Source organism: Streptomyces sp. NBC_00572, assembly GCF_026341815.1.
Lineage (GTDB): Bacteria > Actinomycetota > Actinomycetes > Streptomycetales > Streptomycetaceae > Streptomyces.
This window is the reverse complement of the sequence record NZ_JAPENX010000001.1, coordinates 290738-314766: the sequence shown is the minus strand read 5'-3', so window position 1 is coordinate 314766 and position 24029 is coordinate 290738. Positions and strand designations below refer to the sequence as shown.

Genomic DNA, 24029 nt, shown 5'->3' with positions numbered 1-24029 from the left:
TCCATGGAGGTGTGCCGGATGACCAGTACGGTCCCCGCGTCCCTGTTCCGTACCAACGGCAGCTCCGCCCTGCAAGCGGTCTTCCTCGACATGGACGGGACCCTCGTCGACACCGAGGGCTTCTGGTGGGACGCGGAGGTGGAGGTCTTCGCCGACCTCGGGCACCGGCTGGACGAGGCCTGGAAGGACGTCGTCGTCGGCGGCCCGATGACCCGCAGCGCGGGCTACCTCATCGAGTCCACCGGCGCCGACATCACGGTCGCCGAGCTGACGGTCCTGCTCAACGAGAAGTTCGAGCACCGCATCGCGCGCGGAGTGCCCCTCATGCCGGGCGCCGAGCGGCTGCTCGCCGAGCTGGCCCAGCACTCCATCCCGACCGCACTGGTCTCCGCCTCGCACCGGCGGATCATCGACCGGGTCCTCCACTCGCTCGGCCGTGACCGCTTCACCCTCACCATCGCCGGGGACGAGGTCGCCCGGACCAAGCCGCACCCCGAGCCGTATCTGACGGCCGCCCGCGGCGTCGGGGCCGACCCCACGCTCTGCGCCGTCGTCGAGGACACGGCGACCGGAGTGGCGGCCGCGGAGGCGGCGGGCTGCCGGGTCGTCGCGGTGCCCTCCGTCGCGCCGATCGCGGCCTCCCCGGGCCGGGTCGTCGTGCGCTCCCTGGAAGAGGTCGACGTGCCCTTCCTTCGCACACTGATCACCGGAATCTGAGCTTTACCTGAGGTTCCCCCGCGGAATGCGCTTTCGCCCGGGGAAAACGATCAGGCCATTCGCCGAAAAGGCCTCTGCGTGACCTTGGTCACGCAGAGTGCCTGACGGTGGGTGGCCTTCGTGCGTTCCATGACCGAAAAGTGCACGTTTCGGCGCCCCCTTGTGTCCCGATTCGGACGCCACCGTCCGCATCATCCGACGCATGACTATCGAGGCCCCCGCATTCATGATCACTCTGCGATTACCCCCGCTGCCGCCCGTGGTCCGGCAATAGCGGCGCCGCCCACTAATCTTTCGCGAGTACTTCGCCGCATAACCCGCGTGCACCGGCGCACACCCAAGTCGCCGTGAACACAGGACCGATCGCAACACCCGGCCCGATCGCTCCCGCCCCGACCGGGCGGCCGGCGGCGGAGTTCCACTGACCGCTGTATCCCAGTGCCGGATGAGGAGATCGTCCCTGATGAACCGCAAGACCCTGGTGCTGCCGGCCGTGGCCGGACTGCTCGCCCCCCTGCTCGCCGCCTGTGGCGGAACGGAGGACGGTGGAGCGATCGTCGTCGGCACCACGGACCAGTTCATCGCCACGGCGGACGCCCCCGCCCCGCTCGACCCGGCCTTCGCCTACGACACCGGCGCCTGGAACATCCTGCGTCAGACCGTCCAGACCCTGATGCACGTGCCCCGCGAGAGCGGCGAGCCCGTCCCCGAGGCCGCACAGAGCTGCGGATTCTCCGACAAGGCCAGCGAGAGCTACCGCTGCAAGCTCCGCGCCGGACTCACCTTCTCCGACGGCACCCCGATCACCGCCGAGGACGTCAAGTTCTCCATCGAGCGCGTGCTGAAGATCAAGTCGGACAACGGCACCGCCGCCCTCCTCGCGAACATCGACACCGTCGAGACCAAGGGCACCGACGAGGTCGTCTTCCACCTGAAGACCCCCGACGCCACCTTCCCGTACAAGCTCTCCACCCCGGTCGCCGGCATCCTCAGCAAGAACAAGTACGAGGCCGGAAAGCTCCGCGACGGCTTCGACGTCGACGGCTCCGGCCCGTACACCATGAAGGTCGAGCGCGAGGGCGAGAAGGCCACCCGCTTCGTCTTCAGCAAGAACCCGGCCTACAAGGGCGACATCACCCTGCGCAACGACAAGGTCGAACTGCGCCCCTACGCCGACGCGAACTCCATGGGCCAGGCCCTGGAGAGCGACGACATCGACATGATGGCCCGCTCCCTGACCCGGCAGCAGATCAAGGACCTCACCGAGAAGCCCACGGAAGGCATCAAGGTCTCCGAGGTCCCCGGCCTGGAGATCCGCTACCTCGGCTTCAACACCGACGCCCCCTCCGTCAAGGAGAAGGCCGTCCGCCAGGCCATGGCCGCCGTCGTCGACCGAGGCGCCCTCGTCAACGGGGTCTACGGCCCCACCGCCGAGCCCCTGTACTCGCTGATCCCCTCCAGCATCACCGGCCACGCCACCCCCTTCTTCGACGAGTACGGCGAGCCCGACCACGCCCGGGCCGCCAAGCTCCTCAAGGACGCGGGCGTCAAGACCCCGGTCGAGCTGACCCTGAACTACACCACCGACCACTACGGCGCCGAGACCGCCCAGGAGTTCGAGGCGCTCAAGAAGCAGCTCGGCGCCGGCGGACTCTTCCACGCCACCGTCCAGGGCGCCGAGTGGTCGACGTTCCGCACCGCCCAGAAGCGCGGCGACTACGCCGTCTACGGACTCGGCTGGTTCCCGGACTACCCGGACCCGGACAACTACATCGCGCCGTTCCTGGACAGCGACAACTTCCTCAACACCCCGTACGTGAACAAGGTCGTCCGCGACCAGCTCATCCCGCGCTCGCGCCGACAGGCCGACCGCACCGCCGCGAGCCCCGTCTTCAACCAGATCCAGAAGATCGTCGCCAAGGACGTACCCGTCCTGCCCCTGTGGCAGGGCAAGCAGTACGTCGCCGCCCGCGACGACCTCAACGGAGTCGAGTACGCCCTCAACACGTCCTCCGACCTCCTGCTCTGGGAACTGGGCCGCGGCACCACCGCATAACCCGTCGACTGGATCGGTTACACCGGCCGCGCACCCGCGCGCGGCCGGCCTGACAAGAGATCACGAGGCACGTTCTGTGAAGACGCACAACAAGTGGCTGACGGCCCCCCTCGCCGCCGGCCTGTCCGCCGCCCTCCTCAGCGGCTGCGGCACCGAGCAGGGTGGCTCGGGCGACTCCGTCAACGGCGTACGCGTCGGCATGTCCGACGAGATCCTCGCCACCGACCCGGCGGCCGGCTACGACCCCGGCTCCTGGCTGCTGTTCAACAACGTCTTCCAGTCCCTGCTCGCCTTCCCCAAGGGCGGCTCCGTCCCCGAGCCCGAGGCCGCCGACAAGTGCGGCTTCTCCACCGGCAGCACGGTGTACTCCTGCACCCTGCGGGACGGCCTCACCTTCTCCAACGGCAACAAGCTCACCTCGGAGGACGTCAAGTTCTCCTTCGAGCGGGCCCTCAGGATCGCCGACCCCTCCGGCCCCGCACCGCTGCTCTCCACCATCAAGAGCATCGAGACCCCGGACGAGCGGACCGTCGTCTTCCACCTCAAGGTCCCCGACGCCACCTTCCCCAGCAAGATCGCCTCCGGCGCCGGCTCCATCGTCGACCACCGCGAGTACCCCGCCGACGCCCTGCGCACCGACGGCAAGGCGACCGGCTCAGGCCCCTACAAGCTGGACTCCTTCGGCGACACCGAGGCCACCTTCTCCGCCAACTCCGGCTACCGGGGCACCGCGAAGGCCAAGAACGACGGCATCACCCTCAAGCTCTACCGAGGCGACCGCTCCGCCCTCTCCAAGGCCCTCACCGACGGAGAGATAGACGTCGCCTACCGAGGCCTCTCCGCCGAGGACATCGCCGCCCTCGAAACCTCCGAGACCACGGACGACAAGGGCATCCAGGTCATCCAGGGCAGCAGCGCCGAGGTCCAGCACCTCGTCTTCAACATGAAGGACCCGGTCGTCGGCAAGCTCGGCGTCCGCCAGGCCATCGCCCACCTCGTCGACCGCGAGGCCCTCGTCGAAGGCGTCTACAAGTCGACGGCCACGCCGCTGTACTCGATCGTCCCGGCCGGCATCGCCGGACACAACACCGCCTTCTTCGACACCTACGGCACCCCCGACAAGGCGAAGGCCAAGAAGGCCCTGCGCGGGGCCGGCATCACCGACAAGGTGAAGCTCACCCTCTGGTCCACCCCCAGCCGCTACGGCCCGTCCACCGACGAGGAGCTCAAGGCCATCGCCGAGCAGCTCAACGCCAGCGGCCTCTTCGACGCCGACGTCAAGTCCGTCGCCTACGACGAGTACGAGAAGGACATCGCGGCCGGCAAGTACGGCGTCTACGTCAAGGGCTGGGTCCCCGACTACCCCGACGCCGACAACTTCACCGCCCCCTTCTTCGGCGAGGGCAACGTCCTCGGCAACCACTACGAGAACGCCACCATCACCGGCAGGCTCCTTCCCGGGACCGCCGCCGTCACGGACCGCGCCGCGACCGCCGACGAGTACGGCAAGCTCCAGGACCTCGTCGCCGAGCAGCTGCCCCTCCTGCCGCTCTGGCAGGGCAAGCAGTACGCCGTCGCCCGCCAGGACGTCACGGGCCTGGAATGGACGCTCGACTCCTCGACGGTCTTCCGCTTCTGGGAGATCCGCAAGGGCTGACCCGCCTCAGGACACGACGAGAGGGGCCCGGCGCGCGTCACGCGCACCGGGCCCCTCTCGTCGTACCCGTAAGGACTACTGCCCGTTGGCGCCCGGCCGCACCAGACCGCTCTCGTACGCGTACACCGCGGCCTGCACCCGGTCCCGCAGGCCCAGCTTCGTCAGCACATGCCCCACATGCGTCTTCACCGTCGTCTCGCTGACGAACAGGTCCGCCGCGATCTCCGCGTTCGACAGACCCCGCGCCACCAGCTTCAGCACCTCGACCTCACGGTCCGTCAGGGTGTTCAGCGTGTCGGGCATCTGCTCCTCGCCCGTCGGCAGATGCGCCGAGTACTTGTCGAGCAGCCGGCGCGTGATCGACGGCGCCAGCATCGCCTCACCGGCCGCCACCACCCGGATCGCCTGCACCAGCTCGGTCGCCGGGGCGTCCTTCAGGAGGAAACCGCTCGCCCCCGCCCGCAGCGCCTCCACCACGTACTCGTCCAGGTCGAACGTCGTCAGGACCAGGACCTTCGCCGGACCGTCCCGGCCCGGACCCGTGATCTGCCGGGTCGCCTCGACCCCGTCCATCCGCGGCATCCGGATGTCCATCAGCACCACGTCCGGCTGCAACGCCCGCACCTGGTCCTGCGCCTGGAGACCGTCCCCGGCCTCACCCACCACCGCGATGTCCTGCTCCGCCTCCAGAATCATCCGGAAGCCGGTGCGCAGCAGCGGCTGATCGTCGACCAAGAGGACGCGGATCGTCACAAGGGCTCCTTCAGAGGACCTGAGCTCACGAGGTACGCCGGCGCTACGGCGCCGGCGGGGCCAGGTCCATTCTGCCCTGACCCGATTCGCCCGACTCCGGCGGGCGCGCGGGAACGATCTTCAGCGGATAGACCGGGGGAGTCCCCCCGAACTCCGGACACACCGCCTGGTGATCACACCAGCCGCACAGCTTCGTCGGACGCGGCCGCCAGTCACCCGTCTCCGTCGCCAGCCGGATCGCCTCCCACAGGGCGAGCAGCTTCCGCTCCACCCGCAGCAGATCCGCCTCCACCGGGTCGTACGACAGCACCTCCCCGCTGCCCAGATACACCAGCTGCAGCCGCCGCGGGATCACCTGCTTCAGCCGCCACACCACCAGCGCGTAGAACGTCATCTGGAACAGCGCGCCGTCCCGGTACTCCGGCCGGGGCGCCTTGCCCGTCTTGTAGTCGACGATCCGGACATCGCCCGAGGGCGCCACATCGATCCGGTCGATCACTCCGCGCAACCGCAGCCCCGAATCCAGCTCGGTCTCCACGAAGAGCTCACGCTCGGCCGGCTCCAGACGCGTCGGGTCCTCCAGCGTGAACCACCGCTCGACCAGCCGCTCCGCCTCCGCCAGCCAGCCCGCGAGCCGCTCGCCGTCCGGGTCCTCCGCGAACAGCTCGCCCAGCTCCGGCTTCGACTCCAGGAGCCGGTCCCACTGCCCCGGAACCATCGCCCGCGCCCGCGGAGCCGTCCGCTCCACCGCCGGATCGTCGAAGAGCCGCTCCAGCACCGCGTGCACCAGCGTGCCCCGCGTCGCCGCCGCACTCGGCTTCTCCGGCAGCCGGTCGATCACCCGGAACCGGTACAGCAGCGGACACTGCATGAAATCGCTCGCCCGCGACGGCGACAACGACATGGGCGCCCGGGGCTCCGCCGGCACCTGCTCGCTCGTACTCATGACGAAGACCCTACGACCCGCCACCGACAGCGAGCGGAATACCATCGACCTGGGACCCCGTCGCACTGCATGATCGAACCGTGACACACCGACGTGGGTCACACCTCGCGACGAAAGGAACCCGTGAACCAGGACGAGCCCAAGCCGCAGCGGACCGAGGAGCCCGGCGGCGGGATCCTCATGGGCCGGCCCTTCGGCGTGCCCGTCTACGTCGCCCCCAGCTGGTTCCTCGTCGCCGCCCTCATCACCTGGGTCTTCGGCGACCAGATCGAGCGCGTCCTGCCCGAACTCGGGGCCGCCCGCTACCTCGTCTCCCTGTTCTTCGCCGTCGCCTTCTACGCCTCCGTGCTCGTCCACGAACTGGCCCACACCATCGCCGCGCTCCGCTTCAAACTCCCGGTGCGCCGCATCCAGCTCCAGTTCTTCGGCGGTGTCTCCGAGATCGAGAAGGAGACCGAGACCCCCGGCCGCGAATTCGTCCTCGCCTTCGTCGGCCCCCTCCTCTCCCTCGCCCTCGCCGGCGTGTTCTATCTCTCCATGTACGCCGTCGAGCCCGGCACCGTCCCCGGCGTCCTCCTCGCCGGCCTGATGATCTCCAACCTCATCGTGGCGATCTTCAACCTGCTGCCCGGGCTCCCCCTCGACGGCGGCCGCATGCTCCGCGCCGTCGTCTGGAAGATCACCGGCAAGCCCATGAGCGGCACCATCGCCGCCGCCTGGGTCGGCCGCGCCCTCGCCGTCCTCGTCCTCGTCGGACTGCCCCTGCTCACCCGCACCGGCCTCCTCGGCAACTCCACCGACGACATCAGCGGCCTCGACACCGTCACCGACGCCCTGCTCGCCGCGATCCTCGCCGCGATCATCTGGACCGGCGCCGGCAACAGCCTCCGCATGGCCCGGCTGCGCGAACACCTCCCCGAGCTCCGCGCCCGCAGCCTCACCCGCCGTGCCATCCCCGTCGAACCCGCCACCCCGCTCTCCGAGGCCCTCCGCCGCGCCAACGAGGCGGGCGCCCGCGCCCTCGTCGTCGTCGACCCCACCGGCGACCCCACCGGCATCGTCCGGGAGGCCGCCATCGCCGCCGTCCCCCAGCACCGCCGCCCCTGGGTCGCCGTCAGCACCCTCGCCCAGGACCTCGCCGCCGGCATGCGCGTCCCCGCCGAACTCACCGGCCAGCCCCTCCTCGACCACCTCCGCGCCAGCCCGGCCACCGAATACCTGGTCGTCGAGGAGACCGGCGAGATCTACGGAGTCCTCTCCACCACCGACGTCGAGCGCGCCTTCGTCCAGGCCATGGCACGACCCTCGTCGTAGTCCTTGTACTCTGGTCACATGTCCGAACCGACCGGTGCCGCCCGCCGACGCGGGCCCTTCAAGGTCGGGGACCAGGTTCAGCTGACCGACCCCAAGGGCCGTCACTACACGTTCACGCTCGAAGAGGGAAAGAACTTCCACACCCACAAGGGTTCTTTCCCGCACGACGAACTGATCGGCGCCCCCGAGGGCAGCGTTGTCCGCACCACCGGAAACGTCGCCTACCTCGCGCTGCGCCCCCTGCTCCCCGACTACGTCCTGTCCATGCCCCGCGGCGCCGCCGTGGTCTACCCCAAGGACGCGGGGCAGATCCTGGCCTTCGCCGACATCTTCCCCGGCGCCCGCGTCGTGGAAGCCGGGGTGGGCTCGGGCTCGCTGAGCAGCTTCCTCCTGCGCGCCATCGGAGACAGCGGCATGCTGCACTCCTACGAGCGCCGCGAGGACTTCGCCGAGATCGCGAAGGGCAACGTCGAGCGCTACTTCGGCGGTCCCCACCCCGCGTGGCAGCTGACCGTCGGCGACCTCCAGGACAACCTGTCCGACACCGACGTCGACCGCGTCATCCTGGACATGCTCGCCCCCTGGGAGTGCCTGGAGGCCGTCTCCAAGGCCCTCGTCCCCGGCGGCATCCTCTGCTGCTACGTGGCGACCACCACCCAGCTCGCCCGCACCGTGGAGTCCATCCGCGAGTTCGGCTGCTACGCCGAGCCGCAGCCCTGGGAATCCATGATCCGCAACTGGCACGTCGAGGGCCTCGCCGTCCGCCCCGATCACCGCATGATCGGCCACACCGGCTTCCTCGTCACCGCCCGCCGCCTCGCGGACGGCGTCGAGCCCCCGATGCGCCGCCGCCGCCCCGCCAAGGGCGCCTACGGCGAGGACTACGAAGGCCCCAACAAGGGCTGACGTCCCGACACCCACGGTGCGCCGCCGTCGAGTTCCCCACCCGCGGGAGGGAACTCGACGGCGGCGTCCTCATGTTCGGCGAGCGCCGTGAGTGTTCGACAGGCGCAGTGCGTCTTCGGCGGACCGTGCGTGTTCGGCGGGCATCCCCCTCGTACGAGGCGACCCCAGCTGTTCCGTCCCCCTGTGACGTGTGGCACGATGCCGGAAACCCGCCGCACCACCCCCACAGGAGACGTCTCGCGTGCAGCCCTCCGCCGCCCCGGACCTCGCGGACCTCGCACACACCCACGCCCGGTCGGCCCACTGGCTGGCCACCGCCACCGCGACCGCCGCGGTCGTCGCCCTCGCGGGCCTGCTGCAGCCCGGCCCCGCCGGAGCCACCGCGGCCCCGACCGCCGCCCCGCGCCCCGCACCCGAGGCCACCGGAGCCGACTACCCCATCGACTGCGGGGGAGTGGCCCACAAGGTCGCCAAGCGGGCCGCGGGGGACCTGGACGGGGACGGGAACCCCGAGACCGTTGCGGTCGTGCACTGCGAAGCGGGCTCCGGCACCCCACCGAGCGGCGTCTACGTCCTCACCCGGGGCAAGGAGGCCGGCGCACCCGCGCGCGTGGTGGCCACGCTCGTCGCACCCGAGCTCCTCAGGACCGTCACCGACTTCGCCGTACGCGACGGAGCCGTGCACGCCACCCTGCTCGGCTACTCGTCCCCCGACGTCCCCAGCTGCTGCCCCGACGAGAAGGAGCAGGTCAGCTGGCGCTGGAAGGGCGGCGCCTTCGTGCGCGCCGGACAGGCCGACGCGCGCGGCGTCTGAACCGTCACTCCGCGTCGGGGCCGTACACCTCGACCTTGTCCATGACCCGGCGCACGTGGATGCAGTCGCCCGGGCACTCCTTCGCCGAGTCCACCACGTCCTGGAGCAGCGTCAGCGGGACCGGCGTCGTGGCACCGGCGTCCTGAAGAAGCTCGTCGTCGGTGCTCTTCACGTACGCGAGCCCGTCGATGTCCAGCTCGAAGACCTCGGGAGCGTACTGCGCACAGATCCCGTCCCCGGTGCACAGGTCCTGGTCGATCCAGACCTCCAGCGCCTCTGCGGCGCCCGTGGACGGAGCCTCGTGCTGCACGGTCATATCTCCTGCCGTTTCTGCTTCTCGTATCGCTTCTCGCGGGTAAGTCGGGCCACCTCTGACGGGTGTTGACCCATGACGACGATACAACCGCCCGCTTTCAAGCAGTGAAAGGGTGGGTATTCCCCTGTCGACAGGGGAAGCGCAAGGGTGAAGATCGGACACACCTCGGAGTCTTTTTGATCTAGGGGTTTCAATCACCACCCACGCAGGTAGGGTCAGGAAGCGTCCAGCTCCCCTTGGAGGAGGTGAGGACCGTGGCAGCCCACGACGACGACATCAACCGCGGCATCCGGCCGGGGCGGGGGTCTGAAGACCCCGCCGGTCAGGTTGCCTATCTCGAGCAGGAAATCGCCGTCCTGCGCCGCAAGCTCGCCGACTCTCCGCGACACACGAGGATTCTCGAAGAGCGGATCGTCGAGCTGCAGACCAACCTGGCCGGCGTGTCCACCCAGAACGAACGACTGGCGAACACGCTCCGTGAAGCCCGCGACCAGATCGTGGCACTCAAGGAGGAGGTCGACCGGCTCGCACAGCCGCCGGCCGGCTTCGGTGTCTTCCTGCAGGCCAACGAGGACGGCACGTGCGACATCTTCACCGGGGGCCGCAAGCTCCGGGTGAACGTCAGCCCGAGCATCGAGCTCGAAGAGCTCAAGCGCGGCCAGGAAGTCATGCTCAACGAAGCGCTCAACGTGGTCGAGGCCATGGAGTACGAGCGCGCCGGGGACATCGTCACCCTCAAGGAGATCCTCGAGGACGGCGAGCGCGCCCTGGTGGTCGGGCACACCGACGAGGAGCGGGTGGTGAGGCTCGCCGAGCCTCTGCTGGACGTGACCATCCGCCCCGGCGACGCCCTGCTGCTCGACTCCAGGTCCGGCTACGTCTACGAAGTGGTCCCCAAGAGCGAGGTCGAAGAGCTCGTTCTTGAAGAGGTCCCGGACGTCGACTACACGAAGATCGGCGGTCTGGGCAACCAGATCGAGCTGATCCGCGACGCGGTCGAGCTTCCGTACCTCTACCCGGACCTCTTCAAGGAGCACGAACTGCGGCCGCCCAAGGGCATCCTGCTCTACGGGCCGCCGGGCTGCGGCAAGACGCTGATCGCGAAGGCCGTGGCCAACTCCCTGGCCAAGAAGGTCGCCGAGGTGACCGGCCAGCCCGCGGGGAAGTCCTACTTCCTCAACATCAAGGGCCCCGAGCTCCTCAACAAGTACGTCGGTGAGACCGAGCGGCACATCCGCCTCGTCTTCCAGCGTGCCCGGGAGAAGGCGAGCGAGGGCACCCCCGTCATCGTCTTCTTCGACGAGATGGAATCCCTCTTCCGCACCCGCGGCTCCGGTGTCAGCTCGGACGTGGAGAACACCATCGTCCCCCAGCTGCTCGCCGAGATCGACGGTGTGGAGGGCCTGGAGAACGTCATCGTCATCGGCGCCTCCAACCGCGAGGACATGATCGACCCCGCGATCCTGCGACCCGGCCGACTCGACGTCAAGATCAAGATCGAGCGTCCGGACGCCGAGGCCGCGAAGGACATCTTCGCGAAGTACCTCACCGCCACCCTGCCGCTGCACTCCGACGACATCTCCGAGCACAGCGGCTCCAAGGCCGCCGCCGCCCACGGAATGATCCAGTCCGTCGTCGAGCAGATGTACGCCGAATCCGAGGAGAACCGCTTCCTCGAAGTCACGTACGCCAACGGCGACAAGGAAGTCCTCTACTTCAAGGACTTCAACTCCGGCGCGATGATCCAGAACATCGTCGACCGGGCCAAGAAGATGGCCATCAAGGCCTTCCTCGACCACAACCAGAAGGGCATCCGGGTCTCCCACCTCCTCCAGGCGTGCGTGGACGAGTTCAAGGAGAACGAGGACCTGCCCAACACCACCAACCCCGACGACTGGGCCCGAATCTCCGGAAAGAAGGGCGAGCGGATCGTGTTCATCCGCACGCTCGTCACCGGAAAGCAGGGCGCGGACACCGGACGCTCCATCGACACGGTGGCCAATACCGGTCAGTACCTGTAAAACGCCCACCGGCTGCGGATGTCCGGAAACCGGGCATCCGCAGCCGACGCATTCATCCAGCATTTCCCCCGGCATCACAGGGAAATACGCAACTGATCTCCCCACCAGCGCGGAGCCGCTCTAGGCTCATCGGTACCGCCGAGTCGCGCACAGTGAGCGCCGCCGGGCAAGGAGGGCCGCATGACCGTACGGCGAGTAATGGGCATCGAGACGGAGTACGGGATCTCCGTCCCGGGACACCCGAACGCCAATGCCATGCTCACCTCGTCCCAGATCGTCAACGCCTACGCGGCGGCGATGCACCGGGCGCGCCGCGCCCGCTGGGACTTCGAGGAGGAGAACCCGCTGCGGGACGCCCGCGGCTTCGACCTCGCCCGCGAGGCCGCAGACTCCAGCCAGCTCACCGACGAGGACATCGGCCTGGCCAACGTGATCCTCACCAACGGGGCCCGCCTCTACGTGGACCACGCGCACCCCGAGTACAGCTCGCCCGAGGTCACCAACCCGCTCGACGCCGTCCTCTGGGACAAGGCCGGCGAGCGGATCATGGCGGAGGCCGCCGAGCGGGCCGCCCAGCTCCCCGGGGCCCAGCCGATCCACCTCTACAAGAACAACACGGACAACAAGGGCGCGTCCTACGGCACGCACGAGAACTACCTGATGAAGCGGGAGACCCCCTTCTCGGACATCGTGCGCCACCTCACCCCCTTCTTCGTCTCCCGTCAGGTCGTGACCGGCGCGGGGCGGGTCGGCATCGGCCAGGACGGGCGGAAGAACGGCTTCCAGATCAGCCAGCGCGCCGACTACTTCGAGGTGGAGGTCGGCCTGGAGACCACCCTCAAGCGGCCCATCATCAACACCCGGGACGAGCCGCACGCCGACGCCGAGAGGTACCGCCGGCTGCACGTGATCATCGGCGACGCGAACCTCTCGGAGATCTCCACCTACCTCAAACTGGGCACCACCGCCCTGGTCCTCTCGATGATCGAGGACGGGTTCATCACCGTGGACCTCGCCGTCGACCAGCCGGTGCGCACCCTCCACCAGGTCTCGCACGACCCGACCCTCCAGTACCTGGTCACGCTCCGCAGCGGCCGGACACTCACCGCGGTGCAGCTTCAGATGGAGTACTTCGAGCTGGCCAGGAAGTACGTGGAGGAGAGGTACGGGGCGGACGCCGACGAGCAGACCAAGGACGTCCTGATCCGCTGGGAGGACACGCTCAACCGGCTTGAGAACGACCCGATGAGCCTGGCCGGCGAGCTCGACTGGATCGCCAAGCGGGAGCTCATGGAGGGCTACCGGCGCCGGGACGGTCTGGACTGGGACGCCGCGCGCCTGCACCTGGTGGACCTCCAGTACGCGGACGTACGCCCCGAGAAGGGCCTCTACAACCGTCTGGTGGCCCGTGGGCGCATGAAGCGGCTCCTGGACGAGACCGAGGTGGAGCGGGCCGAGACCGCGCCTCCCGAGGACACCAGGGCCTATTTCCGGGGCCGGTGCCTGGAGCAGTACGCCGACGACGTCGCGGCGGCCTCCTGGGACTCGGTGATCTTCGACCTGCCGGGCAGGGACTCGCTCCAGCGCGTCCCGACCATGGAGCCGCTGCGCGGCACCAAGGCCCATGTGAAGTCGCTCCTGGACCGCTGCCGCACGGCCGAGGAACTGGTGCGGGTGCTGTCCGGCGGCTGATCGGGGGCCCGACACGGGCCTGAAATGCTCCGGCGCTGGGAATCATGGAAACAGTGCTCGGACGTTGTGGAAACTGCGGGGCCGATATCGGACCCGCCCTATAGGGTCTGATCTTGTACGGACTCAACCGAGCGGGCCGATTCGAGCGGGGTGAGGGATATGGCGACCAAGGACACCGGCGGCGGACAGCAGAAGGCGACGCGTTCCACGGAGGAGGTCGAGGAGACCACCACGGAGGCGAGCTCAGACCTCCAGGAGCGCCAGGAGAAGCTGAGCGAGGACGTGGACTCCGTCCTGGACGAGATCGACGACGTCCTTGAGGAGAACGCCGAGGACTTCGTTCGGTCATTTGTGCAAAAGGGCGGCGAGTAGTCGCCCCACGCGTCTGTCGTCTCCGTCCCCGGAGCCCCGGCGAAAGCCGTGGGCCCGGGGACGGATGACAAGCGGTGGCACGGGTAAGGTCCGTGCACAGCAAGCAAGATCGGCCGGCGCTTCCCACGGCGGGCCGACTCTCCCACCCGGAAGGAATCGCGTGGAAGCCAACCCTCGTAGCACCGGGCGTCTACCGGCGGCCTTCCTGACGCCGGGCTCGTCCTCGTTCATCGACTTCCTGGCGAGCCACTCGCCGGATCTGCTGCCGGGCGGGCGAAAGCTGCCCGAGGGGATCGTCGAGGCCCCGCACGGGACGACCATCGTGGCGGCCACGTTCCCCGGTGGGGTCGTGCTCGCCGGTGACCGGCGGGCCACCATGGGCAACATGATCGCGCAGCGGGACATCGAGAAGGTCTTCCCCGCGGACGAGTACTCCGCCGTCGGCATCGCCGGCACCGCCGGACTCGCCGTGGAGATGGTCAAGCTCTTCCAGCTGGAGCTGGAGCACTTCGAGAAGGTGGAGGGCGTCACCCTCTCCCTGGAGGGCAAGGCGAACCGTCTCTCCACCATGATCCGCGGCAACCTCGGCATGGCCATGCAGGGTCTCGCCGTCGTGCCGCTCTTCGCGGGCTGGGACGAGGGCAAGGAGAAGGGCCGGATCTTCTCCTACGACGTGACCGGCGGCCGCTCGGAGGAGCACGGGTACGCCGCCACCGGCTCCGGCTCGATCTTCGCGCGCGGCTCGATGAAGAAGCTCTACCGTGCCGATCTGACCGAGCCGCAGGCCACCACGCTGGTCGTGCAGGCGCTCTACGACGCGGCGGACGACGACTCGGCGACCGGCGGTCCGGACATGGCGCGCCGGATCTTCCCGATCGTCACGGTCATCACGGACGAGGGCTACCGCAGGCTCACGGAGGACGAGTCCTCCGCGCTGGCCCGGGCGGTCACCGAGAGGCGTCTCGAGGAGCCCGACGGGCCCCGCGCCGCCCTGCTCTGACCACTCGTCGCCCGACTGAAGCCCAGAAGAAAGGGACGGACCGCCGGTGTCCACTCCGTTCTACGTCTCACCCCAGCAGGCCATGGCCGACCGGGCGGAGTACGCCCGCAAGGGCATCGCCCGAGGCCGCAGCCTTGTCGTCCTCCAGTACACCGACGGAATCGTCTTCGTCGGCGAGAACCCGTCGCGCGCACTGCACAAGTTCAGCGAGATCTACGACCGGATCGGCTTCGCGGCCGCCGGCAAGTACAACGAGTACGAGAACCTCCGCATCGGCGGTGTGCGCTACGCCGACCTGCGGGGCTACACCTACGACCGGGACGACGTCACCGCGCGCGGCCTGGCCAACGTGTACGCCCAGACGCTGGGCACGATCTTCTCCAGCGCGGGGGAGAAGCCGTACGAGGTGGAGCTGGTCGTCGCCGAGGTCGGCACCGAGCCGTCGGGCGACCAGATCTACCGGCTGCCGCACGACGGCTCGATCGTGGACGAGCACGGCTCGGTCGCGGTGGGCGGGAACGCGGAGCAGATCAGTACCTTCCTCGACCAGCGGCACCGCGACGGCATGTCCCTCGCCGAGGCGCTGAAGCTGGCCGTACAGGCCCTGTCGCGGGACACCAACGGCAGCGAGCGGGAGATCCCCGCGGAGCGCCTGGAGGTGGCGGTCCTGGACCGTACGCGCCCGCAGCAGCGCAAGTTCAAGCGGATCATCGGCCGTCAGCTGTCGCGTCTCCTGCAGGCGGACAACGCGGCGGTCGCGAAGACGGACGAGCCCTCGGACGAGGCTCCCGAGGAGTAGTCCCCGATTCCGCCTCAGGGCCCCGGTGCGCTTCGGCGCACCGGGGCCCTGAGCCGTTTCCGGCGGCTCAGTCGTCCGAGGCCGGTGCCGGGCCCGAGGAGCCGCGTTCGACCAGGGTGACGGGGAGTTGGTCCGGACGCCCGGGTTCGCCCGTCAGAACGGCGAGGAGGGCCTCCATGCCCCGTTCCCCGATGCGCTCGGCGGGCAGCGCGACGGTGGTCAGCTCGGGTTCGACGGCGGTGGCGAGCGCCAGGTCGTCGAAGCCGGTGACCGAGACGTCCTCGGGGACCCGCAGCCCGATGCGCCGCAGGGCCTTGCAGGCGCCGGCCGCCAGGATGTCGTCGTCGCAGACGATGGCGGTGGGGCGCGGGCCGGGTGCGGCGAGGGCGCGCTCGGTGGCGGCCATGGCGCCGTGCACGTCCAGGGGTGCCCGGACGGTCCGTACGGAGACCCCGGCGAGGCACTCGGCGAGCGCGGCGGCCCGGACGTCGAAGGTCCAGGAGGGCACGGCCGACGCGAGGTGGACGAAGCGCCGGTGGCCGAGGGCGAGCAGGTGCCCGGTGACCTGGCGCATGCCGTCCGCGATGTCGAGGTTGACGTGGGCGGCGGCCCCGTTGTCCGCCGGGTCGCTGTCGAGCATCACCAGGGGCAGGTCGGTGCCCCGGAAGGCGCTGAGGGCGTCGGAGGCCATCGAGGAGGCGATGACGCCGTCGAGGGCGGCGCGGGCCGAGGCGAAGGGGTCCCGGGCGGGGCCGACGCCGTCGGGGGAGGGGTACAGCACGACGCCGAAGCCGTGCCGGGCGGCGACGGTGGCCGCGCCCGTGTAGACCCGGGCGAAGAACTCGTTCGTCAGGGCCGGGACGACCAGGAGCGCGGTCCGGGTGCGGCCGAGGCGGAGGTTGCGGGCGGCGAGGTTGGGCCGGTAGCCGAGGGCCCGGGCGGCCTCCCGCACGGTCCCGGCCGTGCGTTCCGACACACGGCCGCGCCATTTGTCGCCGAGGACGAGGGAGACCGTGGCCTGGGAGACGCCGGCGGTCCGGGCGACGTCCCGGCTGGTGGGGCGGGTGCCGCCGAGCGGCTCCGGGGTCTGCACACAAGCCTCCGCGTCGGGCGGTCCACGAGCCGGTCACTGTACGCGGGGTGGACCGGGATACAGCTGACATGGTACGTATGACCACGGAAGTTATACGTAAAACCTCGGGGCGCTCCGAGGCGAGGGGAGACCACATGGCCACCGAGGCCCCGGCACGAGGCGGCTATCTCGACATACTCCGGGCGCCGCACGCCGCCCGGCTGCTCGCCGGCACCCTCGTGGGGCGCCTGCCCAACGGCGTCGGTCCCATCGCCATCACCCTCTTCGTCCGCGACCAGGGCGGCAGCTACACCCTGGCCGGCGGCCTCATCGCCGCCTACGGCGTCGCCACCGCCGTCGGCCAGCCCCTCCTCGGCCGAGCCGTCGACCTCAAGGGCCAGCCCCGGGTCCAGCTGCCCGCCGCGGTCCTCTCCGCCCTCGGCATGGCCCTGCTCGCCCTCACCGGCATCGGCCACCTCGGCCTCGCCTACGCGGCCGTGGTCGTCGCCGGGCTCTTCACGCCGCCCCTGGAGGGCGGCCTCCGCGCCCTGTGGCCGAGCGTCCTGGGCAGCGAGGACCGGGTCCACCGGGCGTACGCCATGGACGCGGTCGCGCAGGAGGTCATGTTCACCGTCGGCCCGCTGCTGCTGACCCTGCTCGTCTCCCTCCGGTCGCCCGCCGCGGCCCTCCTGGTCATCAACGTCCTCGGCGTCCTCGGCGCCCTCGCCGTCGTCCTCTCCGAGCCCTCCCGGACCTGGCGCTCCGCGCCCCGTGAGGCCCACTGGCTGGGCGCCCTGCGCTCACCCGGGCTCCTCGCCCTCCTCGGCTCGTTCTTCTTCGTCGGCCTCGCGCTCGGCTCCATCACCGTCGCCGCCGTCGCGTACGCCGACGACCGCGGCAACCCGTCCGTCTACGGCTGGCTGATGGCCGCGCTCGGCCTCGGCGCCCTCCTCGGCGGCGTCACCTACGGCGCCCGCCGGTGGTCCGGACCGCCCGAGCGGCGGCTGCGCGTCCTCGTGCTGCTGCTCGCGGTCTGCTACCTGCCGCTGGTGCTCACGCCCGGCCCCGTCGCCATGACCGGCCTCGCGGCCCTCTCCGGGCTCTTCCTGGCGCCCGTCCTCGCCTGCGCGTTCATCGTCGTGGACCGGCACGCGCCGCGCGGCACGGTCACCGAGGCCTTCTCCTGGCTCGTCACCACCTTCGGTGTCGGCTCGGCCCTCGGCTCCGCCGTGGCCGGACCCGCCGTCGAACTCGCCGGGACGGTCGCGGGATTCGCCGTCGCCGGGGTGGGCGGCCTGGTCGCCCTCCTCGTCCTGCTCGCCACCGGCCGCGTCCTCGCCGCGCCCGCCGCCCCGGAAACCCCCGGGACCGAGCCGCGACACGCCGTCGGAGCAGGCGCCCCCACCTCCGTACACAGCGAAAAGAACACGCACTGATCGGAAAATGATCGAAACGGGAACGTCCAACCCGGTTTCAGCACAGGCCGTCAGGCGTAATGTTCAGACATGGACCGCCGCATTTTCGGGCTGGAGAACGAGTACGGCGTCACGTGCACGTTCAGGGGACAGCGCCGACTGTCCCCTGACGAAGTGGCGCGCTACCTCTTCCGCCGTGTCGTGTCATGGGGCCGCAGCAGCAATGTCTTCCTGCGGAACGGCGCCCGCCTGTACCTGGACGTGGGATCGCATCCGGAATACGCCACACCGGAATGCGACGACGTGACCGAACTGGTCACCCACGACAAGGCCGGTGAGCGCATTCTCGAGGGCCTTCTCGTCGACGCCGAACGCCGCCTGCACGAGGAGGGAATCGCGGGCGACGTCTACCTCTTCAAGAACAACACGGACTCGGCCGGAAACTCCTACGGCTGCCACGAGAACTATCTCGTCGCCCGGCACGGAGAGTTCTCCCGGCTCGCGGACATCCTCATTCCGTTCCTGGTCACCCGCCAGCTCATCTGCGGCGCGGGAAAGGTCCTCCAGACCCCGCGGGGCGCGGTGTTCTGCGTCTCCCAGCGCGCCGAGCACATCTGGGAGGGCGTCAGCTCCGCGACCACCCGCTCGCGCCCCATCATCAACACCCGGGACGAGCCGCACGCGGACGCCGAGCGCTACCGCCGGCTGCACGTCATCGTCGGCGACTCGAACATGTCCGAGACGACCATGCTGCTCAAGGTCGGCGCCACCGACCTGGTGCTCCGCATGATCGAGGCCGGCACGGTGATGCGCGACCTGACCCTGGAGAACCCGATCCGGGCCATCCGCGAGGTCAGCCACGACATCACCGGCCAGCGCAAGGTCCGGCTCGCCAGCGGCCGCGAGGCGTCCGCCCTGGAGGTCCAGCGCGAGTACTACGAGAAGGCCGTCGACTTCGTCGACCGCCGCGGGATCCGGTCCGGCACCGTCGCCCAGGTCCTGGAGCTGTGGGGCCGTACGCTCGACGCGATCGAGAGCGAGCGGCTCGACAAGATCGAGACCGAGATCGACTGGGTCATGAAGCACCGGCTCATCGAGCGCTACCGGGCCAAGCACAACATGACCATGTCGAACCCGAGGGTCGCGCAGATAGACCTCGCCTACCACGACATCCACCGCCGGCGTGGGCTCTACTACCTGCTGCAGAAGAACGGCCAGGCGGCCCGGATCTGCAACGACATGAAGATCTTCGAGGGCAAGTCGGTGCCCCCGCAGACCACTCGGGCCCGGCTCCGCGGCGACTTCATCCGCCGCGCCCAGGAGCAGCGGCGGGACTTCACCGTCGACTGGGTCCACCTCAAGCTGAACGACCAGGCACAGCGCACGGTGTTGTGCAAGGACCCGTTCCGCTCCGTCGACGACCGGGTCGAAAAGCTGATCGCGGGAATGTAAGCAGGTCATACCGGTCATGGGGCTCCGCACGTCAAACGTGCGGAGCCCTTCGGCGTGACAGGAGGGTCCCCTAGAGTGTCGGGACAACTACTGTGCCGTCTGAGATCTGAGGAACACGTGCGCCGACTTGCCGGCCTTCTCGTCGTCCCGCTGCTGCTGCTCTCGACAGCGGCGTGCGGCAGCGACGACAAGGGCTCCGATTCCGCCTCGATGAAGAACGGACTGCCCGCCATCACCGCGGGTGAGAAGTTCGGGGAGAAGCCGACCCTCGCCAAGGGTGAGGGAAACCCGCCCAAGGAACTCAAGGTCAACGTCATCAGCGAGGGCAAGGGCGCGGTGACGAAGAAGGGCGACGCGATCCAGGTGAACTACCTGGGTCAGGCCTGGGACTCCACGACCCCCTTCGACAACAGCTTCGACCGCGGTCAGCCGTTCGACCTGACCCTCGGCGCCGGCCAGGTCATCAAGGGCTGGGACCAGGGCCTGGTGGGTCAGAAGGTCGGCAGCCGTGTCGAGATCGGCATCCCGCCGGAGCTCGGCTACGGCGCGCAGGGCCAGGGCGACATCAAGCCCAACGCCACCCTCGTCTTCGTCGTGGACATCCTGAAGTCCGTCACGATCCCGAAGTCCGCCACGGGCACCCCGGTCGCGCAGGACAACAAGGACCTGCCGAAGGTCGGTACGAACACCGACGGCAAGGCGCCCTCGCTGACCGTTCCCAAGGTCGACCCGCCGACGAAGCTCGTCTCGAACTACGTGCTCGAGTCCAAGGGCGAGGTCGTGAAGGCCACCGACACGGTCGTCGTGAACTACGTCGCCGCCCTCTGGAAGGACGGCAAGGTCTTCGACTCGACGTACACCACGGGCAAGCCCGCGAACTTCCCGCTCCCGCAGCTCACGCTGAAGGGTCTCAAGGACGGTCTCGTCGGCAAGAAGATCGGCAGCCGCGTCCTCATCGTCGCCCCGCCGGCCCTGGCGTTCGGCAACGAGGAGAAGCAGGGCATTCCCAAGAACTCCACGCTGGTGTTCGCCGTGGACATCCTGACGAAGATGTAAGACTGTCCCGATCGCGTAGTTCATCAGTATGAGGAGCAGTTCAGTGAGCATCGAGAAGCCCGAGATCGACTTCCCGGGTGGCGAGCCGCCGAAGGACCTGGAGATCAAGGACATCTGGGAGGGCGACGGCGAGCTCGCCGAAGCCGGTGACTTCGTGAAGGTCCACTACGTCGGTGTGTCCTTCGACTCCGGCGAGGAGTTCGACGCCTCCTGGAACCGTGGCGCCCCGCTCGACTTCCACCTCGGTGCCGGCCAGGTCATCCAGGGCTGGGACAAGGGCGTCCAGGGCATGAAGGTCGGCGGTCGCCGCCAGCTGGTCATCCCCGCGGACCTCGCCTACGGCGACCGCGGCGCCGGCGGCAAGATCGCCCCGGGCGAGACGCTGATCTTCGTCTGCGACCTCGTGGACGTGAAGAAGCGCTGACCCGGTACCGGCCGGGCGCTGTCCCGGCCGGTGAAGGTCGTCCGAGGGCCCCCGCCATCCCTGGCGGGGGCCCTCGGCTTTGGCCGCGACACCCCGGGGCGGTACGGTCGGACGTCCGAGAAGTGGATCCGGCGGAAGGGTGCAGGGCGTCGATGGCGATTGCCAAGTCCGAGCGGCTGATGAATCTCGCGCTGTGCCTGCTCGGGACACGCCGTCCCCTGAGCAAGCGGGAACTCCGCGGCTCCATCGAGGCCTACCTCGAAGCGAGCGGCGACGACGCCTTCAACCGGATGTTCGAGCGCGACAAGGACGATCTGCGCGAGCTCGGCCTCGTCATCGAGACCGTCGAGAACCTGGAGGGCGAGACCGGCTACCTCGCCCGCCGCGACTCCAACCGGCTGCCGGCCATCACCCTGGACGCCGAAGAGGCCGCCGCGCTCGGCCTCGCCGCCAAGGTCTGGCAGCAGGCCCGCCTCGCCGGCGCCGCCAGCGGCGCCCTCCAGAAGCTCCGCGCCGCCGGCATGCCGGAGGCGGAGGACTCGTACGACACGCAGCCCAGCGCCCTCGAACCGCGGATCCCCGTCCACGAGGCCGCCTTCGAGCCGCTGATGCTGGCCTGCCGCGACCGCCGGCCCGTCGCCTTCGACTACCGCAAGGCCAACGCCGCCCGCCCCGAGGCCCGGCAGGTCGAGCCCTGGACCCTCGAATGCTGGCGCGGCCACTGGTACCTGGCCGGCTGGGACCGCGACCGCGGCGCCGAGCGCGTCTTCCGGCTCTCCCGGATCACCGGCAAGGTCCGCTCCCGGGCCGGCGCCTTCACCGCACCCGTGCCCGATGTCGTCACCGTCCGGGAGACCGTGGAGAGCTGGGCGGGCGAGACCGCCACCCGCTCGGCCCGGATCCGGCTGCGCACCGGCTGCGGCTATCCGCTGCGGGCCCGCGCCCAGTCCGTGAGCGAGGGCACCGACGGCTGGGACGAGCTGGAGATCCCGTACGGGCACGGGCTCGACGCCTGGCTCGTCGAGTTCGGCCCCGATGTCGTCGTACTGGAACCGGCCGATCTGCGCGCCGATGTGGTGGACCGGCTGCGTGCCGTGGCCAAGGGCTGAGGGGGAGACGTACCGCATGGCTGCCAACGCGATCGACCAGACGAGGCGGATGCTCTCGCTCGTCACCTATCTCCGTGAGCGCCCCGGCGCCCACGTCACCGATGTCGCCCGCGCCTTCGGGATCACCGAGGACGAGCTGATCTCCGACCTGGACGTGCTGCCCATGTGCGGCACCAGTTTCCGGGGCGGCGACCTCCTCGACATCGACACCGACGGCGACCGGATCTGGTGGCACAACCCCGACGACGTCGCCGCGCCGCTGCGGCTCGCCGCCGACGAGGCGACCGCCCTCCTGGTCGCCGCCCGCGCCGTCGCCACCCTCCCGGGGCTCCGCGAGAGCGACCGGGAGGCGCTGCTCCGCGCCACCGCCAAGCTGGAGGCCGCCGCCGGCGAGGCCGCCGGGGCCAGCTCCCGGCTCTCGGTGACCTTCGAGTCCGAGGGCGGGGTCTTCGCCGAGGTCGACCGGGCGATCTCCGAGCGCCGCCGCCTGTGGGTGCGCTACTACTCGCCCGCGCGCGACGAGCTCACCGAGCGCGAGGTCGACCCGATCCGGCTGTTCGCCGTCGGCCACACCTACATGGAGGCGTGGTGCCGGCTCTCCGAGGCGCGCCGTACCTTCCGGCTCGACCGCGTGGCCGAGATCCGCATCCTCGACGAGCACGCGGCGCCGCCGGAGCTGGAGCTGCGCGACCTCTCCGCGGGTCTGGTCCAGCCCTCCGCCGACGACCCCGAGGTGGTGGTCGAGGTCGGCCCCGGCGGGCGCTGGGTCGCCGAGTACTACCCGCACGACCGGGCCGAGGAGCTGACCGGCGGCGGGCTGCGGATCACGCTGCGCACGCCGGACCCGGCCTCGCTGCGCCGGCTGGCGCTGCGGCTGGGCAGCGACGGGCGGATCGTCGCGCCGCAGGAGCTCGCCGACAACGCCAGGACCGCGGCCGCCGCCGCGCTGGCCGCGTACGAGAGCGAGTGACGTTCCCCGCTCGGGAGACGCTGTTACTGACGTAGTGACCGGCCCGGAGACGGACGCGGCGCGCCGAGGCGGGCGCGGACGTACGAGGGGCGCGGGAGTCGAGAGATGAGGGAAATGTCCGTGATGCACGGTTTTTCGGCGGCGATGGCCCCGGTCCTCTTCAAAGCCGCCTGCCCCGACTGCCGCTCCCGCTTCGAACTCTCCGCGAGCGCCCTGCGGCTCGCCATCGGGGCGAGCCGCCGCACCACCTTCTACTCCTTCACCTGCCCCGAGTGCGGCAGCTCCGTCCGCAAGCCCGCCGGCGAGCGCATCGTCGAACTCCTCACCGGGGGCGGCGTCCGGACCCTGAGGCTCCACACGACCGTCTGAGCGCGCGGCCCGGCCACCGGGTCCGCCGCGCCCAACGTCTAGGCTCAGCTCATGTTCTGGCCCATGCTCGCCATCGCCCTCGGGTTCCTCGGCATCGCCGTCCTCGGCGTCCTCGCCATCAGGGTCTTCGTCGAGGTCCAGCGCCTCGGCCGTCAAGTGGCCCGCACCACACAGCGGATCAATCAGGCCGCCGAGGACCTCGAAACAGCCGCCACCGGTCTGGCCCGAACCGGCGAGTCCCTGCGCTGAATCGGTGCCGTACGCTGCCTGAAGTGGCCCTGAACCGGGCTCGCGGGACGCAATCGGGAGTATGCAAGGGCATTGCCCTGCGTTTACTCCTGCGGGTTACGATCGCAGACAGCGCGGTGGCCGGACGCTTGTCCGACCCGCCGGGCACCGCACTCCATGTCGCCTCGGTGAAGAAGGTAAACAGCTATGGGTAGGCTCGGCCCCACCGAGATCATTCTCATCCTCGTCGTCATCATCCTGCTGTTCGGCGCCAAGAAGCTTCCGGACATGGCCCGCTCGCTCGGCAAGTCCGCCCGCATCCTCAAGAGCGAGGCGAAGGCGATGAAGTCGGACGACCAGCAGAGCGCCCCCGCCGACCCGCCGCACGCCGGCACCGGGACGACCGCCCAGGACCAGCCCGCCGCGCGCACCATCCAGGCCGCTCCCGGAGACGTGACCAGCTCGCGTCCCGTGACCGAGCCTTCGGACACCACCAAGCGCTGACCCGGTCCGCCGCGGCCGCCGCACCCTGCGGCGGCCTGCCGCACGAGATGAGGACGTGGGTTGCCCA

At 69.9% G+C, this 24029-nt stretch carries 24 protein-coding genes; 20 read left to right on the top strand and 4 right to left on the bottom strand.

Annotated features, from left to right (window positions below; translation table 11 throughout):
• Nucleotides 1-18: 18 nt before the first annotated feature.
• The 3 genes from OG514_RS01470 to OG514_RS01460 all read left to right on the top strand — a co-directional run bounded on the left by OG514_RS01470 (nucleotide 19) and on the right by OG514_RS01460 (nucleotide 4430).
• The gene (locus OG514_RS01470) at nucleotides 19-717 is read left to right on the top strand and encodes an HAD family phosphatase (RefSeq protein WP_266889990.1); all 699 of its coding nucleotides are present in this window, start codon (nucleotides 19-21) and stop codon (nucleotides 715-717) included.
• Nucleotides 718-1180: 463 nt separating this feature from the next.
• A complete protein-coding gene (locus tag OG514_RS01465; RefSeq protein WP_266889987.1) occupies nucleotides 1181-2773 on the top strand; it encodes an ABC transporter substrate-binding protein in 1593 nt (530 codons plus the stop codon).
• 76 nt (nucleotides 2774-2849) lie between these two features.
• Nucleotides 2850-4430: an ABC transporter substrate-binding protein gene (locus tag OG514_RS01460; protein WP_266889984.1), complete on the top strand. Its 1581-nt coding sequence runs from the start codon at nucleotides 2850-2852 to the stop codon at nucleotides 4428-4430.
• 75 nt (nucleotides 4431-4505) lie between these two features.
• Here OG514_RS01460 and OG514_RS01455 read toward each other — a convergent pair whose 3' ends face one another.
• Together OG514_RS01455 and OG514_RS01450 are read right to left on the bottom strand one after the other, a co-directional pair.
• The gene (locus OG514_RS01455; protein ID WP_266889982.1) at nucleotides 4506-5183 is read right to left on the bottom strand and encodes a response regulator transcription factor; all 678 of its coding nucleotides are present in this window, start codon (nucleotides 5181-5183) and stop codon (nucleotides 4506-4508) included.
• Nucleotides 5184-5226: 43 nt separating this feature from the next.
• The gene (locus OG514_RS01450; RefSeq protein ID WP_266889980.1) at nucleotides 5227-6129 is read right to left on the bottom strand and encodes a PD-(D/E)XK nuclease family protein; all 903 of its coding nucleotides are present in this window, start codon (nucleotides 6127-6129) and stop codon (nucleotides 5227-5229) included.
• A gap of 180 nt (nucleotides 6130-6309) precedes the next feature.
• Here OG514_RS01450 and OG514_RS01445 point away from each other — a divergent pair, with 180 nt between their 5' ends.
• From OG514_RS01445 to OG514_RS01435, 3 genes are all read left to right on the top strand, one after another.
• On the top strand, nucleotides 6310-7443 hold the full coding sequence (locus OG514_RS01445; protein WP_266900711.1) for a site-2 protease family protein: 1134 nt from the start codon (nucleotides 6310-6312) through the stop codon (nucleotides 7441-7443).
• Nucleotides 7444-7461: 18 nt separating this feature from the next.
• Entirely contained in the window at nucleotides 7462-8349 is an 888-nt protein-coding gene (locus OG514_RS01440) for a tRNA (adenine-N1)-methyltransferase (protein WP_015032448.1), read from the top strand.
• 241 nt (nucleotides 8350-8590) lie between these two features.
• On the top strand, nucleotides 8591-9163 hold the full coding sequence (locus tag OG514_RS01435) for a hypothetical protein (RefSeq protein WP_266889974.1): 573 nt from the start codon (nucleotides 8591-8593) through the stop codon (nucleotides 9161-9163).
• A 4-nt stretch (nucleotides 9164-9167) separates the two neighbouring features.
• Here OG514_RS01435 and OG514_RS01430 read toward each other — a convergent pair whose 3' ends face one another.
• The gene (locus tag OG514_RS01430; protein WP_266889972.1) at nucleotides 9168-9479 is read right to left on the bottom strand and encodes a ferredoxin; all 312 of its coding nucleotides are present in this window, start codon (nucleotides 9477-9479) and stop codon (nucleotides 9168-9170) included.
• A gap of 254 nt (nucleotides 9480-9733) precedes the next feature.
• Between OG514_RS01430 and arc the strand changes: the two genes are divergently transcribed.
• The 5 genes from arc (at nucleotide 9734) to prcA (ending at nucleotide 15363) form a co-directional block, all read left to right on the top strand.
• A complete protein-coding gene (gene arc, locus OG514_RS01425; protein WP_266889970.1) occupies nucleotides 9734-11500 on the top strand; it encodes a proteasome ATPase in 1767 nt (588 codons plus the stop codon).
• 180 nt (nucleotides 11501-11680) lie between these two features.
• Nucleotides 11681-13192, top strand: coding sequence for a depupylase/deamidase Dop (gene dop / locus OG514_RS01420; RefSeq protein WP_266889968.1), 1512 nt, complete (start codon nucleotides 11681-11683; stop codon nucleotides 13190-13192).
• 159 nt (nucleotides 13193-13351) lie between these two features.
• Complete coding sequence (locus tag OG514_RS01415) at nucleotides 13352-13564, top strand: ubiquitin-like protein Pup (protein ID WP_030213091.1); 213 nt, start codon at nucleotides 13352-13354, stop codon at nucleotides 13562-13564.
• A 160-nt stretch (nucleotides 13565-13724) separates the two neighbouring features.
• Nucleotides 13725-14564, top strand: a complete 840-nt coding sequence (gene prcB, locus OG514_RS01410) for a proteasome subunit beta (RefSeq protein ID WP_266889964.1) — start codon at nucleotides 13725-13727, stop codon at nucleotides 14562-14564.
• Between the two features lie 46 nt (nucleotides 14565-14610).
• Nucleotides 14611-15363 (top strand): proteasome subunit alpha, encoded by a 753-nt coding sequence (gene prcA, locus OG514_RS01405; protein ID WP_266889962.1) that lies wholly within the window; start codon nucleotides 14611-14613, stop codon nucleotides 15361-15363.
• 67 nt (nucleotides 15364-15430) lie between these two features.
• Here prcA and OG514_RS01400 read toward each other — a convergent pair whose 3' ends face one another.
• Nucleotides 15431-16456 (bottom strand): LacI family DNA-binding transcriptional regulator, encoded by a 1026-nt coding sequence (locus OG514_RS01400; RefSeq protein ID WP_266889960.1) that lies wholly within the window; start codon nucleotides 16454-16456, stop codon nucleotides 15431-15433.
• Between the two features lie 134 nt (nucleotides 16457-16590).
• Here OG514_RS01400 and OG514_RS01395 point away from each other — a divergent pair, with 134 nt between their 5' ends.
• From OG514_RS01395 to tatA, 9 genes are all read left to right on the top strand, one after another.
• Nucleotides 16591-17871, top strand: a complete 1281-nt coding sequence (locus tag OG514_RS01395; protein ID WP_266889958.1) for an MFS transporter — start codon at nucleotides 16591-16593, stop codon at nucleotides 17869-17871.
• A gap of 69 nt (nucleotides 17872-17940) precedes the next feature.
• The gene (gene pafA / locus OG514_RS01390) at nucleotides 17941-19302 is read left to right on the top strand and encodes a Pup--protein ligase (RefSeq protein WP_266889956.1); all 1362 of its coding nucleotides are present in this window, start codon (nucleotides 17941-17943) and stop codon (nucleotides 19300-19302) included.
• Between the two features lie 117 nt (nucleotides 19303-19419).
• A complete protein-coding gene (locus OG514_RS01385; RefSeq protein ID WP_266889954.1) occupies nucleotides 19420-20358 on the top strand; it encodes an FKBP-type peptidyl-prolyl cis-trans isomerase in 939 nt (312 codons plus the stop codon).
• A 43-nt stretch (nucleotides 20359-20401) separates the two neighbouring features.
• The gene (locus OG514_RS01380) at nucleotides 20402-20782 is read left to right on the top strand and encodes an FKBP-type peptidyl-prolyl cis-trans isomerase (RefSeq protein ID WP_266889952.1); all 381 of its coding nucleotides are present in this window, start codon (nucleotides 20402-20404) and stop codon (nucleotides 20780-20782) included.
• A gap of 152 nt (nucleotides 20783-20934) precedes the next feature.
• Complete coding sequence (locus OG514_RS01375; RefSeq protein WP_266889950.1) at nucleotides 20935-21891, top strand: YafY family protein; 957 nt, start codon at nucleotides 20935-20937, stop codon at nucleotides 21889-21891.
• Between the two features lie 16 nt (nucleotides 21892-21907).
• Nucleotides 21908-22861, top strand: coding sequence for a YafY family protein (locus OG514_RS01370; protein WP_266889948.1), 954 nt, complete (start codon nucleotides 21908-21910; stop codon nucleotides 22859-22861).
• Between the two features lie 105 nt (nucleotides 22862-22966).
• Entirely contained in the window at nucleotides 22967-23230 is a 264-nt protein-coding gene (locus OG514_RS01365; RefSeq protein ID WP_266889946.1) for a hypothetical protein, read from the top strand.
• Nucleotides 23231-23281: 51 nt separating this feature from the next.
• Nucleotides 23282-23479 (top strand): hypothetical protein, encoded by a 198-nt coding sequence (locus OG514_RS01360; protein WP_266889944.1) that lies wholly within the window; start codon nucleotides 23282-23284, stop codon nucleotides 23477-23479.
• Between the two features lie 186 nt (nucleotides 23480-23665).
• Nucleotides 23666-23962 (top strand): Sec-independent protein translocase subunit TatA, encoded by a 297-nt coding sequence (gene tatA / locus OG514_RS01355; protein WP_266889942.1) that lies wholly within the window; start codon nucleotides 23666-23668, stop codon nucleotides 23960-23962.
• Nucleotides 23963-24029 lie beyond the last annotated feature (67 nt).

Excerpts from the sequence above, each read along its gene's own strand:
- tatA (WP_266889942.1), top strand. The coding sequence starts at position 23,666 with ATGGGTAGGCTCGGCCCCACCGAGATCATTCTCATCCTCGTCGTCATC.
- OG514_RS01440 (WP_015032448.1), top strand. The coding sequence starts at position 7,462 with ATGTCCGAACCGACCGGTGCCGCCCGCCGACGCGGGCCCTTCAAGGTC.
- OG514_RS01430 (WP_266889972.1), bottom strand. The coding sequence starts at position 9,479 with ATGACCGTGCAGCACGAGGCTCCGTCCACGGGCGCCGCAGAGGCGCTG.
- OG514_RS01450 (WP_266889980.1), bottom strand. The coding sequence starts at position 6,129 with ATGAGTACGAGCGAGCAGGTGCCGGCGGAGCCCCGGGCGCCCATGTCG.
- OG514_RS01375 (WP_266889950.1), top strand. The coding sequence starts at position 20,935 with ATGGCGATTGCCAAGTCCGAGCGGCTGATGAATCTCGCGCTGTGCCTG.
- OG514_RS01465 (WP_266889987.1), top strand. The coding sequence starts at position 1,181 with ATGAACCGCAAGACCCTGGTGCTGCCGGCCGTGGCCGGACTGCTCGCC.
- OG514_RS01370 (WP_266889948.1), top strand. The coding sequence starts at position 21,908 with ATGGCTGCCAACGCGATCGACCAGACGAGGCGGATGCTCTCGCTCGTC.
- OG514_RS01470 (WP_266889990.1), top strand. The coding sequence starts at position 19 with ATGACCAGTACGGTCCCCGCGTCCCTGTTCCGTACCAACGGCAGCTCC.
- OG514_RS01445 (WP_266900711.1), top strand. The coding sequence starts at position 6,310 with ATGGGCCGGCCCTTCGGCGTGCCCGTCTACGTCGCCCCCAGCTGGTTC.
- OG514_RS01365 (WP_266889946.1), top strand. The coding sequence starts at position 22,967 with ATGAGGGAAATGTCCGTGATGCACGGTTTTTCGGCGGCGATGGCCCCG.
- OG514_RS01395 (WP_266889958.1), top strand. The coding sequence starts at position 16,591 with ATGGCCACCGAGGCCCCGGCACGAGGCGGCTATCTCGACATACTCCGG.
- pafA (WP_266889956.1), top strand. The coding sequence starts at position 17,941 with ATGGACCGCCGCATTTTCGGGCTGGAGAACGAGTACGGCGTCACGTGC.
- OG514_RS01415 (WP_030213091.1), top strand. The coding sequence starts at position 13,352 with ATGGCGACCAAGGACACCGGCGGCGGACAGCAGAAGGCGACGCGTTCC.
- dop (WP_266889968.1), top strand. The coding sequence starts at position 11,681 with ATGACCGTACGGCGAGTAATGGGCATCGAGACGGAGTACGGGATCTCC.
- OG514_RS01360 (WP_266889944.1), top strand. The coding sequence starts at position 23,282 with ATGTTCTGGCCCATGCTCGCCATCGCCCTCGGGTTCCTCGGCATCGCC.